We start from the raw sequence: 15,313 nt of genomic DNA, 5'->3' as shown, positions 1-15,313 counted from the left end.
AGCCCCGCCTCAGGCTTTCAGCCGTGTCGTCAGTTCGAGGAGGATATCCCGGACGGCAAGGGCCGGCTCCGACAGGGGATTCTGGTCGGAAACGCAAAGCGATAGGGTTTCCTCGATCCGCGGGGAGACGAGCCGGCAGATCAAAGGCTCGCTCGATTCCGATACGATACGATCGGCGATGGCCTTCGGCATGATGGTCGCGCCGAGACCGTCGCCGACCGCGCGCCCCAGGGTGCGTACGATCTCGACTTCCGCCACAACTTTCAAATTGGTGCGGGTACGCGTGAAGGCGGTATCGACCGCGCGGCGGACAAAATTATAGGCCGGCGGCAGCAGCATCGGTATTCCGTCGAGAGTGCTGACGGCGACAGGTTTCGCATCCGCGTCGATCGCAAAATCGCGATGTGCGACCACGAAAAATTCTTCGCTGAGAATCGGTTCGAACCGCACGCCTTTGATCGGCCCGGTTCCATGGAGAAGGGCCATCTCCAGCCGGCCGTTCATGATCATCTGGCTATAGGTCTGGCCTACACTTTCGGTCAGATGCAGCAGGATGCCGGGATGCCGCTTCCGCGTCTCCGCCAGCAGATCGACCGATAGCGTGGCAGCACTGCTAAAAGGGACCAGACCGACGGACACGCGCCCTGCCAGGGAATTGCCGGCCGCGGAAGCATCCGCTTGCGCCTGCTCCATCTGCCGGAGGATAATCTGGGCATGGCGATACACAGCATGGCCCGCATCGGTCATGCTGACGCCCTGCTGGCTGCGGATCAAAAGCTTCTGGCCGAAATGCTCCTCCAGCGCCGCCAACTGCTGGCTGAGCGCCGGCTGGGCGATATGCAAGAGATCCGCCGCGCGCGTGATGCTGCCGCTGTCGACGATCACGATGAAGGATTTGAGGCGTCTGATGTCCATGAGGATCGGGGAACCGTTCTGATCTGCTGGGATGGCATGTTTGCAGACGCGTATAGCTTTTGCAACGCGACGCGATCGTCAACCGGCCGGGCCTTGCCGAGGCACGAACACCGCCAATAGCGCCGACATCGCACCTTTCTCTTCTTCGGCAGCCGCGCAAGGCTCCATAACCGTTGCTTATTGCTCCAGAGATAATCGGTCTTAGGCAAGGGGTTAAAGCTTCGCTACTGTCTCGATCAATAACAAGGGAACGACAATGCCATTCTCCGACTACAAGACCGCACTGGTAACCGGCGCATCCTCCGGAATCGGCGCAGCCGTTGTCGAGCGGCTCCGCCAGGAGAACATCGAAGTCCATGCCGTTGCCCGTAGCGCCGAGACGCTGCAGCAGCTGGCCGCGCGGACGGGTTGCATCCCTCATGTCATCGATGTGACCGACCGTCAGGCGTTGGCCGAGCTCGCGGGTCGAGTGGAATTCGACATTCTCGTCAACAATGCCGGCGTCGACCGGCCGAAGAAATTCCTCGAAGCCGACGAGGGCGACATCGATCTCATCGTCGACGTCAATCTCCGGGCGGTGCTGCACCTCTGCCGCCTGGTGGTCCCGGGCATGGTGGCGCGCAACCGCGGCCACGTCATCAATATCTCGTCGATCGCCGGCGCCTATAATTTCGGCGGCAATTCATCCTATCACGCCACCAAGGCAGGGGTGAGCATGCTGTCCAACCAGTTGCGCATCGACGCCTTCGGCAAGCGGGTGCGGGTCACCGAAATCTGCCCCGGCCGCGTCGCCACCGACATTTTCAATCACGTCCACGGCAATGACCCGAGCGTCCGGGAGCGGTTCATCGACGGCTTCGAATTGCCGCAGGCGGTCGATATCGCCGACGCGATCGCCTTCGCCATCGCAGCCCCCGTCGCCGTCAATATCGGACATATGGAGATCACACCGACGCTGCAGGTCATGGGCGGCCTGCAGACGGCGAAGCCGCAGCCTGCGGCGAAGACGGATCAATCCGGGGAGCCAAAACCGTGAGCGGCTTCGACCTTTCGGCGATCCTCGGAAATCCGGAATATGCCGCCATGCTGCTGCATGGCATCGAGATGACCTTCATCATCTACGCCGGTTCCTGGTTGCTGGCGATGACGCTGGCGCTTATGCTGCTGGGTCTGCGCCTGTCACCCTTTCGCTTCGGCGATCCGTTGGTTGCCGCTTACGTTTCCTACCACCGCAATGTCCCGACGCTGGTGCAGCTCATGCTGTGGTATTTCGGGATCTTCACGCTGATGCCGAGCGGCATCGCGAATTGGCTAGCAAGCCACAATGCGGAATCCATCTTCGCGGTGATCGGGCTGGGGCTCTGCCAGGCGGCCTATTTCAGCGAGGATCTTCGTTCGGGTGTGCGCTCGGTCAGTGACGGCCAGATGCAGGCGGCGCGCGCTCTCGGCCATGGCTACGTCTCGGCGATGCGTTTCGTCATCATGCCGCAGGGCGTACGCAACGCGCTGCCGCCGCTCATCAATCACAGCGTTTCGCTGTTCAAAAACAGCAGCCTTGCCATCATCATCGGCGCGTCGGAACTGACGCATGCGGTCAAGGAAATCGAAAACCTCAGCTTCCGCACCTTCGAAATCTACCTGATCGGCACGGTCCTCTACCTCTTCTTCTCACTCGTGATCATGAGCATCGGCGCCTATCTGTCGATGCGCGCCGATCCTGCCCGGAGTGCGCGCGCATGATCCAGGACATGATTGCCATCGTCCGCGACTATTGGCTGCTGCTCCTGATCGGCCAATATCCGAACGGACCGCTCGGCGGGCTCGCCAATACGCTGATCCTTTCGGCGCTCAGCATCGCTCTCGCCTTTCCGGTAAGCATCCTGTTCGCAATGGCGCGGCTTTCCAAATCGCCGCTGCTGCGCTGGCCGGTCACCGCGCTTGTCTATTTCACCCGCGGAGTGCCGCTCCTGATGCTCATCCTGTGGAGCTATTTCCTAGTCCCACTCCTGACGGGCGCCGATGTGCCGAGCTTCGTCACCATGCTGACGACGCTCGTCGTCTATCAGAGCGCGTTCCTCAGCGAAGTCGTCCGCGCTGGCATCGTCGCGCTCGGACCGGGCCAGATGGATGCCGCGCGTGCTCTTGGCCACGGCTATATCGGCGCGATGCGTTACATCATCTTGCCGCAGGCGCTCTACAACATGATTCCGAGCATCCTCTCCACCTTCGTCTCGATGACCAAGGATACGACGCTCGGCTACGTGATCAACGTGCCGGACCTGACCTTTGCGGCAAGTCAGGTCAATAACCAGCTCCTGACGCAGCCCTTCCAGGTCTTCCTCATCCTGGCGATCGTCTACTTCATCATCTGCTGGACGCTGACCTACTTCGCAAATCGCCTCGAGCGGCGCATCACGCGTCGGCGCGCGGGACTTCTCAACGTTCCCACGGCCTCCTTGGTCACGCCATCCAAAATCGTATCGGAGCAGCTATGACCATGTCAGTTTCCGCGCAGCAAGCGCAGACGATTCGGCTTTCGCAAGTCTGCAAGAGCTACGGCGACTATCCGGTCCTGAAGGACATCGATGCTGAGGTCGCGCGCGGCGAGGTGGTCGTCATCTGCGGTCCATCGGGCTCGGGAAAATCGACGCTGATCCGTACGATCAATCGCCTGGAAGAGATCAACAGCGGATCGATCACGCTCGACGGGCAAAACATCCACGCGTCGATGCGGGCAAAGGAGCTCAACGCAATGCGCAGCCGGATCGGCTTCGTATTCCAGAACTTCAATCTCTTTCCGCATCTTTCGGTGGCTGAAAACGTCTCGATGTCGCCGATCCGGGTGAAGGGCGTGGCGGCCGATGTCGCGCATGAAAAGGCGCTCAAGCTTCTCGACCGCGTCGGCCTCGCCGACAAAGCGCGGGCCTATCCCGGCCAGCTCTCGGGCGGCCAGCAGCAGCGGGTGGCGATCGCCCGCGCTCTTGCTATGGAACCGCCGGTAATGCTGTTCGACGAGCCGACGAGTGCGCTCGACCCCGAAATGGTCGGCGAAGTGCTCGCCGTCATGAAGAGCCTGGCGTCGGAAGGCATGACCATGCTCTGCGTCACCCACGAGATGGGTTTCGCGCGCGAGGTCGCCGACCGGATCTGGTTCATCGATGCCGGTCAGATCATCGAAATGGCGACGCCCGAGGACTTCTTCAGCAATCCTACCCATTCCCGGGCTCAGCGTTTCCTCGCTGACCTCAGACATTGAGACCAACCATCAAAAACAAAGGAGAACAGCTATGAACTGGAAATACCTGAGCCTCACGGTTGCATTGGCCGGCCTGGCGGCAATGCCCGCGAAAGCCGATCAGCTCGACAACATCATCTCGGCAAGGACCCTGCGCTGCGCGACTTTCGCCGACGTTCCTCCTTTCGCCTCGCCCGATCCGAAGACCCGCGAAATGGCCGGTTTCGACGTCGATCTCTGTGGCGCCATCGCCAAGGAATTGGGCGTCAAGGCCGAGATCAAGCCGGTTTCGGTCGAGGCTCGCGTGCCCGAGGTCAAGCTCGGCCGCGTCGACATCACCGTTGCCAATCTTGCCTATACGCTGAGCCGCGCCGAGCAGATCCAGTTCAGCGATCCCTATTACCTCGCCAAGGAAATGCTGATCGTGCCGGCCGACGATGCCGGCAAGACCAAGGCCGATTATGCAGGCCAGCGCATTGCCTCGACCAAGGGCTCGACCTCGGAAATGTCGATCAAGCTCAACAAATCCGAGCCGCTCACCTTCCAGGATACCGCCTCGGCCTATCTCGCCGTCCAGCAGGGCAAGGCGCGCGGCATGGTGGCCAACACCATGACGACAACCAAGTTCGTCAATGAATCGAAGAGCAAGGGCAAGCAAATGCGGATGATCGAGGAGCCGATGCTCTATCAGCCGATCGGCATCGGCATGGCCAAGGATCAGCCGGCGCTGACCGCCAAGATCAACGAGATCCTGCACAAGCTCGATGAGTCCGGCGAGATCAACAAGATCTGGGACAAGTGGCTCGGCCCGAGCACCGAATACAAGATGACCCGCACCGACAAAGTCGTGCCGCTTAGCGGACTGAAGTTCGACCCGATCCCGTAGACCGACCGGTCTCGGAACCTCCCGATGACAATCAACCGAGATAAGACGGCGGGATTTGCCCGCCGTCTGCAAACGATGTGAGGCATCCATGATCCATATAAAAGACATCGCTGAACGGCCCAGCAAAGCTGCCATCGAGGCCGTTTCCAAATTTTCGCCGGCGACCATCCATGAAGCCCAGGGGCGCCGCGGCGCACTCTCCTCGCGGCTCAAGCCCGTCGACTACCGCATGAAATTGTGCGGCCCGGCATTCACGGTCAAATGCGCGCCGCGCGACAACATCATGCTGCAGCTCGCCATCAACTATGCAAAGCCCGGCGACATCATCGTCGTCTCCGCCGGCGAATACGAGGAGGCCGGCTCCTTCGGCGACGTGCTTGCCAATGCCTGCCTCGCCAAAGGCATCGGCGGTCTCATCACCGACACCGGCGTGCGCGACACGCTGCAATTGCGGGAACTTGGTTTCCCGGTCTTCTCGCTCAGCGTCTGCATCAAGGGGACGGTGAAGGAAACCATCGCGGCGGTGAACGATCCGATCATCGTCGGCGGCGAAACCATCAATCCCGGCGACATCATCGTCGGCGATGCCGACGGGCTGGTGGTCGTGCGCAGGCAGGAAGCGCAGGAGGCCGCCCGGCTCTCGCAGGCGCGCGAGGATGCCGAAGCCGGCTACATCGCCGCCTACAAGGCGGGCAAATCGGTCATCGAGGTCAGCAATCTGGCGCCGGTGCTGAAAGCTAAGGGTCTCGTCGTCGACATCTGACGAACGACGGAGGGCTCCAAGGGCTCATGCTCTAAGATCGGTCTGGACACTATTATGGACACATGTTCTATAAAGTGGACAGATTTGACGGGAGCGTGCCATGCATCTATCCGTGTGGACTTACCCCTGGGACATCCAGGACCAGGGACTCGACGCGTTTGCCGCCGAGCTTACCGGCCGGGCGGGCCTCACCACGGTCAGCCTGGCGACCTCCTATCATGCTGGCCGTTTCCTGCAACCGCGCAGCCCGCAGCAGAAGGCCTATTTTCCCGAGGACGGGACGGTCTACTTCTGGCCGGATGAAAGCCTCTGGCAGGACAAGGTGATCCGGCCGCTGATGGCCAGCAATGTGACCGAGCGGGGCGATATGCTGGAAGCACTCGTCAGAGATCGGCAGGCGACTGGTCTCAAGGTCTCCTGCTGGACGGTCTGCCTGCACAATAGCCGCCTCGGCATGCTGCATCCCGCCCACGTGACACGAAACGCCTTCGGCAATCCCAACTATTACAACCTTTGCCCTTCCAGCCCGGCCGCGCGCGATTATGTCGTCGCTCTCGTGCAGGACATCACGACGAACTACCGGCCCGACATGGTGGAGCTCGAAAGCCCGAACTTCATGGGCTTCGCGCATGAATATCATCACGAGAAAGACGGCGTTGGCCTGAATGCCGAAGACGATTTCCTGCTGTCGCTCTGCTTCTGCGATCATTGTATCGCGCGCGCCGCAAAGGCCGGCGTGCAGGTCGAGGGCGCGCGCAGAACGGTCGCGCGCTTCATCGCCGAACTCTGCGAACGAGCCGTGCCGGAGCGGCAGTTCCCGGATTTCCCGACGGCTGGCATCGATGCCTTCCGGGGCCATTCCGATCTCCATGCCTATCTTGCGTGGCGCAGCGAGCCGGTGACCAGCCTGATCGGCGAGATCAAGGGTGCGGCCGATCCGGCGACGCGCATCGTGCTCATTGACCTGAAGGACGGCTGGCTCGGCGGCGTCGATCTCGCAGCCGTCGGCAAGCTCTGCGACGGGGCGATTCTTTGCTGTTACGACATGACGCCGGAGGCCGTCAGTGATGTCATCCGAGCCGGCCGGGCGGCAATGGGGCCGGGAAAGTTCCTCGGAGTCGGGCTGCGCGTCTTCTATCCCGAGGTCGGCGGACCTATGGTGCTCGCCGCACGCGCCAAGGCCGCCATCGATGCCGGCGCCGATGGGGTAAATTTCTACAACTACGGCCTCGTTCCGGCAAAGCGTCTCGATTGGGTCAAGGCCGCGGTGGACGCAATCAGTTAAGCGCGAGCGCGCGTGGGGATTGGCTCAGGATGCGATAGGTTCGGCGACCTGGATCAGGCAATCGCCGGCCTGGCTGTCGCAGTGCAGCCTGTGCGAGATGACAATGCCGCTTTCGGCGAAACGCAGTTCTTCCTCCGACTGCTCCAAGCGTTCCAGGTCATGATACCATCCCGCCCGATCGCCGGCGGCAACGGTGGCGCCGAGCGCGATAGCCGGCTCGAACCAGCCTCTGCGGCTCGCATAGATGCCCTGGCTGTGCCTCGACAGCGAAAGCAGCTGCAGAGGCCCCGGTTGGGGAAGCGGTCCGAGTGACAGCACCGAACGCTCGACGATGCCGAGTGTCAAAAGCAGCCGGTCGATTGCCGCCGCCGTGAAGGTCATCGTCTCGGGCGTCACGGTTCCGCCGCCGCCAAATTCGCCGGAAAGCCCGATCGTCCCCGCCCGTGCGGCAGCACCCATCGATGTCGGTGCCGCCGGCCCGTTATCGGCGATGAAGGCATAGGACGCGCCGAGCGCCCGCATCAGCGACACGGACCGCTCGAAGCGGGCGGCATCGGCCTGTCGCTCGATCAGCGCGCACGGCAGGTGCGCCATCGACGTGCCGCCCGAATGCAGGTCGAGCACGACGTCGTGGCGCGGAAAGAGTTCACGTTCGAGGAAATGCGCCATCCGCGCTGTCGGTGATCCAAGAGGATCGCCAGGAAAGGCGCGGTTGAGGTTGCCGCCGTCGAAGGGCGAACAGCGCTTGGCCGCCATCACCGCCGGCAGGTTCGCCATCGGCAGGATGGTGACGGCGCCGCTTATTTCCGCAACGTCCAACAGCCGCATCAGCCGGCCGAGTTGCAGTTCACCCTCGTATTCGTCACCGTGATTGCCCGCCATCAGCAACAGAGACGGGCCCTCGCCATTCCTGAGATGGAGGACCGGGATGCGGATCTGATAATAGGGCGAACGGTCCACCGAATAAGGAATGGCGAGGTGGCCGGCCTGCCGGCCCTCGCGCGAGAAGTCGATCGGATTGACAATGCCGCTGTGCATCATGTCTCCAGTCCGGGCGGTTACTTCGCCCTCAGAGCGCGGCGATCGCGGTCATTTCGACGCGCAAATCGGGATCGGCGAGGCGTGCTTCGGTGCAGGCGCGCGCCGGCGGGTGTTCGATGTCGATCCAGCCGTCATAGACGCCGTTCATCGCCTCGAAATCGACGATTGCCGGCAGGAAAACATTGACGGCGATCAGACGCGAGCGGTCCGTACCGGCTTCCTTCAAAAGAGCGTCGATCTTGCCGAGCACATCGCGAGTCTGCTCTTCGATCCCAGCCTTGCGATTTTCCGCGACCTGGCCGGCAATATAGACGAGACCGCCATAGCTGACGGCTTGGCTCATTCGCGAACCTTTCTGATAACGCTGGATCATGGGCAGGTTTTCCTTTTCTTGCTTTTGAAGGGAAGGTTCAGCCGAAGCTTGTGAGATAGGCCGCCGTCACCGAGTGGTCGGGGTCGAGGCCATAGAGAATGGCGTGCCGGTCAAGGCAGGTGCAGGGATGCGAGATGCCGAACTCGATGACGTCGCCGACGCAGACGTCGCTCCCTTCGGGAAGAGCGACGAAGGCGTGCTGATCGTTGAGGCGGAAAACCTCGGCGCCCTTGAGGTCGCCGAGATATGACCGATCGCGATAGAGCGCCAGCGGCCGCGGCAGCCCCTGGTCCATCGCCACGTCGCGCAGGCCCATGCCTGCGATCGCAAGCCGCGGCTCCGGCCGCGACAGGACCTCCGCCCAGACTCGCAGCGCCGGACGAAAACCCGCCGCCGCCGAAAGCGTCTCGCGGCCGATACGGAAGCCGCCGCGCGCATCGAGGCCGGCAAGGCCGCGCTCGTAGACGCCGTGATCGTGGAAGAAGATGGCGCCGCTTCGCAGGATCAGCCGGCAGGCCGGATCGGCGGCAACCGCGGCTGAAAGCCCGGCGATCACGAGATCGAAAAATACCGAGCCGCCTGATGTCACAAGAAGCGGTCGGTCAGGGCCTGTGCGGGCGCGCACCTTCGACAGAAAATCTGCCGTCAGTGCCATCAGAGCCTCGATGCGAACAATTGTCTCTGCCGCATCGGCGGTCGCGGCAGCACCTTCATAGGCGGCAATGCCGCTCAACCGGAAGGTCGACGTCTCGGCGGCAAGAATTGCATCGAGAACTGCCTCAGCGGCAGCGGCGCTGCGGATGCCGGCCCGGCCCGCGCCGAGCTCCACCAGCAGGCCCAGAGGCGGCAGGTCCGTACGCTCTCGCCACGCCGACCGGAGCGCTTCGACGAGTGCTGCCGAATCCACGAAGATGTGGAGTTCGGCATCGGGATACCGGCCGAGCAAAGCCGCAAGCCGTCGGGCGGCTGCCGCCCCGCCGATCTCGTTGGCGAGGATCAGGCGGCGTTGTCCCGCCTTGAGCAGCACGGCGGCCTGGCGGATATCGGCGACCGTGGCGCCCCAGGCGCCAGCCGCCACAAGTGCGTCCGCGAGCGCCGTCGACATCGGCGTCTTGGCATGCGGAGCGATTTCGGCATCGTGGCTTTTTACATAAGCGATCATCAGGTCGACATTGGCAGAGAAGGCCTGCCGGTCGAGCGAGATCAGCGGCAGAGCCATCCTGCCGTCATAAGGCTTCCAGCCCTGTTTGCCGATTTCCGAGAGCGGAAGCGGTGGATGACCCGGCGCAAAGCCCCGCACCCGCTCATCGATCAGCACGTTTTCCCACACAGCATGAAGGTCAGACATGGCAGCCCCTCCCGGCGTCGGCCGGGTCGGCGATCCCGAGACGGTAGGTATCGTTGGCGGTGGCGAAGAACAGGGCGCGCTGGTCGTCCGGAGAAAGCCGCGAGGCGACCGTATGGAAAACCCCATAGACCTCGTCGAAAGAGGCGTGCAGACCTGCGACCGGAAAATCGCTCGCAAACATCGAACGTTCAGGCCCGAAACAATCGAGGCAATGCTCGATCACCGGCCGCAGGCTCTCAAGCGTCCAGTTATTGTCGTAGGCGACGAGATCGGAAATCTTCAGGCGCATGTTGGGTTCTTTACCGAGTGCCCGCAGGCCGCGGCGCCAGAGCGTCATGCCATCCTGCGTCCGGTCGACGGGGCTTCCGCCGTGGTTGAGGACGAAAAGCGTCTCCGGGAAGGCCTGTACGAGCTCAAGCGCTTCATCCATCTGCCAGGGATAAAGCATCAGGTCGAAGACCAGCCCCAGCCGCGTGGCATGCGCAAGCCCCGCCCGCCAGACAGGATCGCTCATGCGATCCGGACTCGACGCAAAACTCTTCGCTGCATCGGCATGCCAGCTGAGAATATCGCGGATGCCGACAACATTGGGATTTTCAGCCTCCGCCTCGATCAGGCGCAGGGCGTCCGGCCGGTCGAGGGCAATGCCGGCGACATAACGGTGCGCCACGCCGGAGCCGCGGTCGAGGCCATCCAGCCAACGGCTCTCCTCCAGCGGGTAGGCAACGGACCAGCCGGCCTCGACATGAACGGTCGCAACCACGTTCTGGCGCGCGGCGTCGGCGCGATAATCGTCGATGCCGTAGTCGCGCAGGATCGGCGCCAAGCTCCCGAACACCATCTCTTCACCGGTCTCCTGCGCTTTCTGAAGCCAGGGATGACGCTGCAGGCCGAGATCCCAGAGATGGTGGTGCGGGTCGATCACCGGCCCATCGTAGCGTCCCGTCATCGGCGCGCCTCGCGACCCGAAACGAGCAGAAGCGCCAGGATCAGCGTGCCGAACATGATCGACCGCCAGCCGGGCGAGGCGTTGACGACGGTGATCAGCGCCGTCGCCGTCACCAGCAGGATCGCTCCCGGAATGGTCCCGGCATAGGTGCCGCGCCCCCCGAGGATTGAAGTGCCGCCGAGCACGACGGCGGCGATCGAGGTCAACAGATAGGGATCGCCAATGCCGACATAACCCTGCCGGTTCATGCCGAGCACCAGAATGCCGGCAACTCCTGCGAAAAAGCCCGACAGGGTATGGGCAATCAGTGTGTTGCGCGTGACGCTGACGCCGGAAAGCCGGGCCGCCAGCGGGTTGGCTCCAAGCGCGAGGAAACGGGCGCCGATCGGCATGCGGTGGACGAGCAGCAGGACGACGACCGCCACGGCGAGCCACAGAAGGATGCCGGAGGGAATGCCGAGCGGCCGCGACTGCCCGAGCATGATGACTGCGGGATTGCTGACGGTGATGGCGCTGCCGCCGGCGACGATGACGAGCAGGCCCTGCAGGAAGGTCGCCATGGCAAGTGTCATGATGATCGGCGGGACGCGGAGATAGGTGGCACCTGCGCCGTTCATCAAGCCAATGCCGGTGGCGATGGCAAGCGCCGCCGTGATGCCGGCAAAGCCGGTCGGATCCCATGCCGGCGAAATCAGCGGCAGCAGGATGGCCGTGACTGTAATAACAGCGCCGACGGAAAGATCGATGCCGCCCATCAGGATGACGAGCGTCTGCCCCGCGGCGACGATGCCGATCACCGCGGCGAGCTCGAGAAGGTAGCGCAAATGGCCGTAGGCGCCGAAGCCGCGCAGCGTCAAGCTTGCGACGATCCAGACGAGCGCCACCAGAAGAAATGTCAGCAGCGGCGGGTTGCGGAACGTCGATCGGATGATGTTCAACGTCTTGCCCTCCACGCGCCGAGAAGTTCCGGAACGGCGACCGCGCCGACGATGATCAGGCCTTGAGCGACATATTGCGCGACGGGCGGGAAGCCGAGGAAGAACATGACGTTGATCATGACCGAGAGGAGCAGGCTGCCGCAAACCGCGCCGCGCATCGTGCCCTTGCCGCCGAGGAAGCCGACGCCGCCGAGCACGGCGGCAGCGATCGAGTTCAGCGTGAAGGGCGTGCCGATGACAGGATCACCGGAGCCGGTCTGCGCGGCGACGAAGAGGCCGGTCAGCGCTGCCAGCAGACCGGAGAGCGCAAAAGCCGTGACCTTCACCCGTTCGACCGGCACGCCGGAACGGAATGCGCCGACCGGGTTGTCGCCGGCCGCATAGATGCCGAGGCCGAGCGGCGTGGCGAGAAACAGCTTCCACAGCGCCAGGATCCCCACGAGCATCAGAAAGGCGATGGGTGTATGGCCGGCCAGCACCGTAGACAACCAGTCGGGAATGGCGCCACCTGGCCGCGGCAGCAGGATGAGGGCGACGCCGCTGATGATGAAGGAGCCGGCGAGCGTGACGATGATCGCAGGAAGCCTCAAATAGGTGACGATGGCGCCGGTGGCGGCGCCGATCGCGAGGCCGGCGGCGGCGACCGCGAGTATGCCACCCGGAACACCAAGCGCCCCTTCCATCGTCGTCGCGGCGATCACCGCGCCGAGGCTGACGAGCGGCCCGATCGCCAATGTGATGCCGCCGTTCAGCATGAGCAGCGCCTGCGCCATGGTGACGAGTGCGAGCGGGAACCAGTTCTGCGTGAACTTCGAGAAGCCGCCGATCGAAAGGATGCCGGGAAAGAGCATCGCATAGAGGATGAGAAAGGCCGTGACGACAAGGTAGAGGCCGGCGAGGCCGCGATTGCGGCGCATCTGGATCGAGGGATAGAGCCGGGATTGGGAATTGGTGTTCATGCCGCCTCTCCCTGTGCCTTGGTCGTGACGCCCATGGCCGCACCGACGATCGCTCCTTCGCTGATCTCATCCTGCGACAGCATCGCCGCGACGCGTCCTTCGCGGAGAACAACGACACGATCGCAGAGATGCACGAGTTCGGGCGTATCGGAACTGGCGAGGATGACGAGCCGCCCTTCGGCGGCGAAGGCGCGGAGCATGAGATAGATCTCCCGCTTGGTCTCGATGTCGACGCCGCGAGTGGGATCGTTGAGCAGCAGAACGGACGGATCGAGCGGCAGCCATTTGGCAAGCGCCACCTTCTGCTGGTTTCCGCCGGAAAGCGCCTGCACCGGGCGGGCCGTATCACCCTTGATCGTCAGCCGGCGCGCGAGATCGGCGACGAGGCCGGTTTCCGCCTGCCGGTCGCGAAGGCCCTTGGCGGCAAGCCGTCCGAGCGAAGGCAGGATGAGATTGGATGTGATGGAATGCGGCAGCACCAACCCCTCATGCTTGCGGTCGGCCGGGACATAGACGATGCCCGCGGCATTCGCCTCGCCGACATCGGCGGGCAGGCCCGATTTGCCGGAGACATCCGCCCGGGCGGCTGCGGCCGGAATGGCGCCGTAGAGGCCAAGCAGCAGATCTTCCTGCCCTTGACCCACAAGCCCGCCGATGCCGACGATCTCGCCGGCGCGGGCGGAGAAGGCGATGTCTTGCACCATGCCAGCGGAAAAGCCTTCGACGCTGATGCGCATGACACCGGGCGTGGCGGCCCCGCGCGGCGGGAACAGGTCGCCGGGCTCGCGGCCGACCATGAGACGCACCAGCCCTTCGCCATCGATGCCGGAAAGCGACTGATCTGCAGTGACGCCACCATCTTTCAGCACCGTAACATGCGAGCAGAGCGCCTGCACCTCGTTGAGGCGGTGGGAAATATAGAGGAGCGCCATGCCGCGCCCCTTGAGCGTCTCGATCAATCGGGCGAGGACGCCGGCTTCATGGGCCGAGAGCGACGAGGTAGGCTCGTCCAGAATGAGCACGCGCGGCTTGCGAAACAGCGCCTTGGCGATCTCCACCATTTGGCGGCGACCGAGCGCGAGATCGGCGACCGGCATGTCGAGCGGCTCGCTGAGCCCCACCATGTCGCACACCTCCTGCACGCCGCGGTAAAGCGCTCGGTAATCGATGAGGCCGAACCGGCGCGGAAAGGCGCCGAGTCCGATATTTTCGGCAATCGAGAGACTGGCAGTCAGGCTCAGCTCCTGCTGTACCACGGCAATACCGGCTTTGCGGGCCGCCGCCGGGCTGAAACGGCCGACAGGTTGGCCGTCTATCAGGATTGACCCGCCGTCCGGCTGGAGCGCGCCGGACAGGAGGTTGATCAGCGTGGACTTGCCGGCGCCGTTTTCGCCGAGCAGGGCATGAACCCTGCCCGGCCGAAGGGCGATGTCGACGCCCTTCAAGACGGGGTTGCCGAAAAACCCCTTGAACACCTGCCGGGCTTCCAGCAGGGGGCTTTCTTCCGTCATGACGACGTTCCCCAACGCGGATTACTTGCTCAGCAGCTTGTCGAAGAGTGCCTTGTCATAGTCCGAGTAGATATAGCCGTCAGCCGGGAACTTGTCGGCGCGCGCGAGATAGCTGCCGATCGAGCTGTCGTCGATGACAGGCAGCGGCACTTTGACGAAGGCTGGGACATCCTTGCCCTGCAGCGCCTGGACCGCCGTATAGACGGAGAGCGCCCCGAGCCAGTTGGGCTGCATCGTCGCCCAGCCCTTCAATCCCTTCTCTTTCCAGAGCTCGAGGAACTGGCGGGCATTTTCGCCTGTTGTCGGCACCTGATCGCGGCCCTGGCGCTCGAAGGCAAGAACGGAACCGGCCGACAAGGCGCCGCCGAGCGACAGCACGCCGTCAATTTCCGGATTGGCGAAAAGCAGGCTTGTCATCGCTTCCTGTGCCGGCGCGACATTATATTCCGTGTTGGTTTCGGTAATCACCTGGATGCCGGGATTGGCATCGAGAACCGGCTGGGCGCCCTTGCGGCGGTCGTCGCTCACCGAAATGCCGGCCGGGCCGTTCATTACGATGATCTTGCCCTTGCCGCCGAGCTGGCTGACCATCCACTTGGCCGCCGTCGCGCCCCATTCGTTGGAATCGGTGTTGATCTTCGCCGTCACCTTGTCGGTATTGACCAGACTGTCGAAATTCACCACCGCGATACCCTTGTCGCAGGCATCCGATATGACGCGGTCGAGCGCCGTGGAGGAACCGGCGATCACGACGATGGCGTCGACATTGGCATCAATCATAGACTGGATATGCTGGATCTGCGTCTGGGCGTTGCCCTGCGCATCCGTGATCATCAGGTCCTTCACCAGGCCCGCTTTCTTCAGCTCCTCCACTTCGGCCGTAATCGTGCCTTCGGTCTGTTTCATCCAGGTCGGCACCGAATAGATATTCGCCCAGCCGATCGTGAAGGGCGCCTTCCTGTCACCCTTGATGCAATTGGCGGCAGCCGAGGCCGAGCCGGTGGAAAGAACGAACAGGGTGGCAGCAGCGGCAGCGCCGGCGAGAAGGCGACGGCGACGCGAGGCGGAAATGCTGTTTTCAGAATTTTTCATGTCGATCCCCTTTTGTGT

At 63.2% G+C, this 15,313-nt stretch carries 16 protein-coding genes; 7 read left to right on the top strand and 9 right to left on the bottom strand.

What is annotated here, in order from left to right; all coding sequences use genetic code 11:
• Positions 1–9: 9 nt before the first annotated feature.
• A complete protein-coding gene (gene nac / locus NXC14_RS25115; protein WP_085780745.1) occupies positions 10–969 on the bottom strand; it encodes a nitrogen assimilation transcriptional regulator NAC in 960 nt (319 codons plus the stop codon).
• Between the two features lie 202 nt (positions 970–1,171).
• On the opposite strand from nac, the gene NXC14_RS25110 reads away from it, so the two are divergent.
• The 7 genes from NXC14_RS25110 to NXC14_RS25080 all read left to right on the top strand — a co-directional run bounded on the left by NXC14_RS25110 (position 1,172) and on the right by NXC14_RS25080 (position 7,084).
• Positions 1,172–1,951, top strand: a complete 780-nt coding sequence (locus tag NXC14_RS25110; RefSeq protein WP_085780744.1) for an SDR family oxidoreductase — start codon at positions 1,172–1,174, stop codon at positions 1,949–1,951.
• Positions 1,948–2,655 (top strand): amino acid ABC transporter permease, encoded by a 708-nt coding sequence (locus tag NXC14_RS25105; protein WP_085780743.1) that lies wholly within the window; start codon positions 1,948–1,950, stop codon positions 2,653–2,655. The genes NXC14_RS25110 and NXC14_RS25105 overlap by 4 nt, the downstream gene beginning before the upstream one ends.
• Positions 2,652–3,410, top strand: a complete 759-nt coding sequence (locus NXC14_RS25100; protein ID WP_085780742.1) for an amino acid ABC transporter permease — start codon at positions 2,652–2,654, stop codon at positions 3,408–3,410. The genes NXC14_RS25105 and NXC14_RS25100 overlap by 4 nt, the downstream gene beginning before the upstream one ends.
• Positions 3,407–4,171 (top strand): amino acid ABC transporter ATP-binding protein, encoded by a 765-nt coding sequence (locus tag NXC14_RS25095; protein ID WP_085780741.1) that lies wholly within the window; start codon positions 3,407–3,409, stop codon positions 4,169–4,171. Before NXC14_RS25100 ends, NXC14_RS25095 begins: the two co-directional genes overlap by 4 nt.
• Positions 4,172–4,202: 31 nt before the next feature.
• Entirely contained in the window at positions 4,203–5,036 is an 834-nt protein-coding gene (locus NXC14_RS25090; RefSeq protein WP_085780740.1) for an ABC transporter substrate-binding protein, read from the top strand.
• A gap of 88 nt (positions 5,037–5,124) precedes the next feature.
• Complete coding sequence (locus tag NXC14_RS25085) at positions 5,125–5,799, top strand: 4-carboxy-4-hydroxy-2-oxoadipate aldolase/oxaloacetate decarboxylase (RefSeq protein ID WP_085780739.1); 675 nt, start codon at positions 5,125–5,127, stop codon at positions 5,797–5,799.
• Between the two features lie 100 nt (positions 5,800–5,899).
• Positions 5,900–7,084, top strand: a complete 1,185-nt coding sequence (locus NXC14_RS25080; RefSeq protein ID WP_085780738.1) for a hypothetical protein — start codon at positions 5,900–5,902, stop codon at positions 7,082–7,084.
• Positions 7,085–7,108: 24 nt separating this feature from the next.
• Here NXC14_RS25080 and NXC14_RS25075 read toward each other — a convergent pair whose 3' ends face one another.
• The 8 genes from NXC14_RS25075 to NXC14_RS25040 are packed head-to-tail and all read right to left on the bottom strand — an operon-like array spanning position 7,109 to position 15,295.
• Positions 7,109–8,122: a succinylglutamate desuccinylase/aspartoacylase family protein gene (locus NXC14_RS25075; RefSeq protein WP_085781256.1), complete on the bottom strand. Its 1,014-nt coding sequence runs from the start codon at positions 8,120–8,122 to the stop codon at positions 7,109–7,111.
• A gap of 31 nt (positions 8,123–8,153) precedes the next feature.
• The gene (locus tag NXC14_RS25070; RefSeq protein ID WP_085780737.1) at positions 8,154–8,498 is read right to left on the bottom strand and encodes a RidA family protein; all 345 of its coding nucleotides are present in this window, start codon (positions 8,496–8,498) and stop codon (positions 8,154–8,156) included.
• Between the two features lie 37 nt (positions 8,499–8,535).
• A complete protein-coding gene (locus NXC14_RS25065) occupies positions 8,536–9,846 on the bottom strand; it encodes an alanine racemase (protein WP_085780736.1) in 1,311 nt (436 codons plus the stop codon).
• Positions 9,839–10,795, bottom strand: a complete 957-nt coding sequence (locus tag NXC14_RS25060) for an amidohydrolase family protein (protein ID WP_085780735.1) — start codon at positions 10,793–10,795, stop codon at positions 9,839–9,841. Before NXC14_RS25060 ends, NXC14_RS25065 begins: the two co-directional genes overlap by 8 nt.
• Positions 10,792–11,733, bottom strand: coding sequence for an ABC transporter permease (locus tag NXC14_RS25055; RefSeq protein WP_085780734.1), 942 nt, complete (start codon positions 11,731–11,733; stop codon positions 10,792–10,794). The genes NXC14_RS25060 and NXC14_RS25055 overlap by 4 nt, the downstream gene beginning before the upstream one ends.
• The gene (locus tag NXC14_RS25050; protein WP_085780733.1) at positions 11,730–12,692 is read right to left on the bottom strand and encodes an ABC transporter permease; all 963 of its coding nucleotides are present in this window, start codon (positions 12,690–12,692) and stop codon (positions 11,730–11,732) included. The genes NXC14_RS25055 and NXC14_RS25050 overlap by 4 nt, the downstream gene beginning before the upstream one ends.
• Positions 12,689–14,203 carry a sugar ABC transporter ATP-binding protein gene (locus tag NXC14_RS25045; RefSeq protein ID WP_085780732.1) on the bottom strand — a complete coding sequence of 505 codons (1,515 nt, stop codon included), beginning with the start codon at positions 14,201–14,203 and terminating at the stop codon, positions 12,689–12,691. Before NXC14_RS25045 ends, NXC14_RS25050 begins: the two co-directional genes overlap by 4 nt.
• Before the next feature lie 21 nt (positions 14,204–14,224).
• On the bottom strand, positions 14,225–15,295 hold the full coding sequence (locus NXC14_RS25040) for an ABC transporter substrate-binding protein (protein ID WP_085781255.1): 1,071 nt from the start codon (positions 15,293–15,295) through the stop codon (positions 14,225–14,227).
• Positions 15,296–15,313 lie beyond the last annotated feature (18 nt).

This window comes from Rhizobium sp. NXC14 (assembly GCF_002117485.1).
GTDB lineage: Bacteria > Pseudomonadota > Alphaproteobacteria > Rhizobiales > Rhizobiaceae > Rhizobium.
The sequence above is the reverse complement of the archived record's forward strand: the minus strand, read 5'-3'. Positions and strand labels throughout refer to the sequence as shown.

Excerpts from the sequence above, each read along its gene's own strand:
- NXC14_RS25110 (WP_085780744.1), top strand. The coding sequence starts at position 1,172 with ATGCCATTCTCCGACTACAAGACCGCACTGGTAACCGGCGCATCCTCC.
- NXC14_RS25100 (WP_085780742.1), top strand. The coding sequence starts at position 2,652 with ATGATCCAGGACATGATTGCCATCGTCCGCGACTATTGGCTGCTGCTC.
- NXC14_RS25095 (WP_085780741.1), top strand. The coding sequence starts at position 3,407 with ATGACCATGTCAGTTTCCGCGCAGCAAGCGCAGACGATTCGGCTTTCG.
- NXC14_RS25090 (WP_085780740.1), top strand. The coding sequence starts at position 4,203 with ATGAACTGGAAATACCTGAGCCTCACGGTTGCATTGGCCGGCCTGGCG.
- NXC14_RS25085 (WP_085780739.1), top strand. The coding sequence starts at position 5,125 with ATGATCCATATAAAAGACATCGCTGAACGGCCCAGCAAAGCTGCCATC.
- NXC14_RS25080 (WP_085780738.1), top strand. The coding sequence starts at position 5,900 with ATGCATCTATCCGTGTGGACTTACCCCTGGGACATCCAGGACCAGGGA.
- NXC14_RS25075 (WP_085781256.1), bottom strand. The coding sequence starts at position 8,122 with ATGCACAGCGGCATTGTCAATCCGATCGACTTCTCGCGCGAGGGCCGG.
- NXC14_RS25070 (WP_085780737.1), bottom strand. The coding sequence starts at position 8,498 with ATGATCCAGCGTTATCAGAAAGGTTCGCGAATGAGCCAAGCCGTCAGC.
- NXC14_RS25065 (WP_085780736.1), bottom strand. The coding sequence starts at position 9,846 with ATGTCTGACCTTCATGCTGTGTGGGAAAACGTGCTGATCGATGAGCGG.
- NXC14_RS25060 (WP_085780735.1), bottom strand. The coding sequence starts at position 10,795 with ATGACGGGACGCTACGATGGGCCGGTGATCGACCCGCACCACCATCTC.
- NXC14_RS25050 (WP_085780733.1), bottom strand. The coding sequence starts at position 12,692 with ATGAACACCAATTCCCAATCCCGGCTCTATCCCTCGATCCAGATGCGC.
- NXC14_RS25045 (WP_085780732.1), bottom strand. The coding sequence starts at position 14,203 with ATGACGGAAGAAAGCCCCCTGCTGGAAGCCCGGCAGGTGTTCAAGGGG.
- NXC14_RS25040 (WP_085781255.1), bottom strand. The coding sequence starts at position 15,295 with ATGAAAAATTCTGAAAACAGCATTTCCGCCTCGCGTCGCCGTCGCCTT.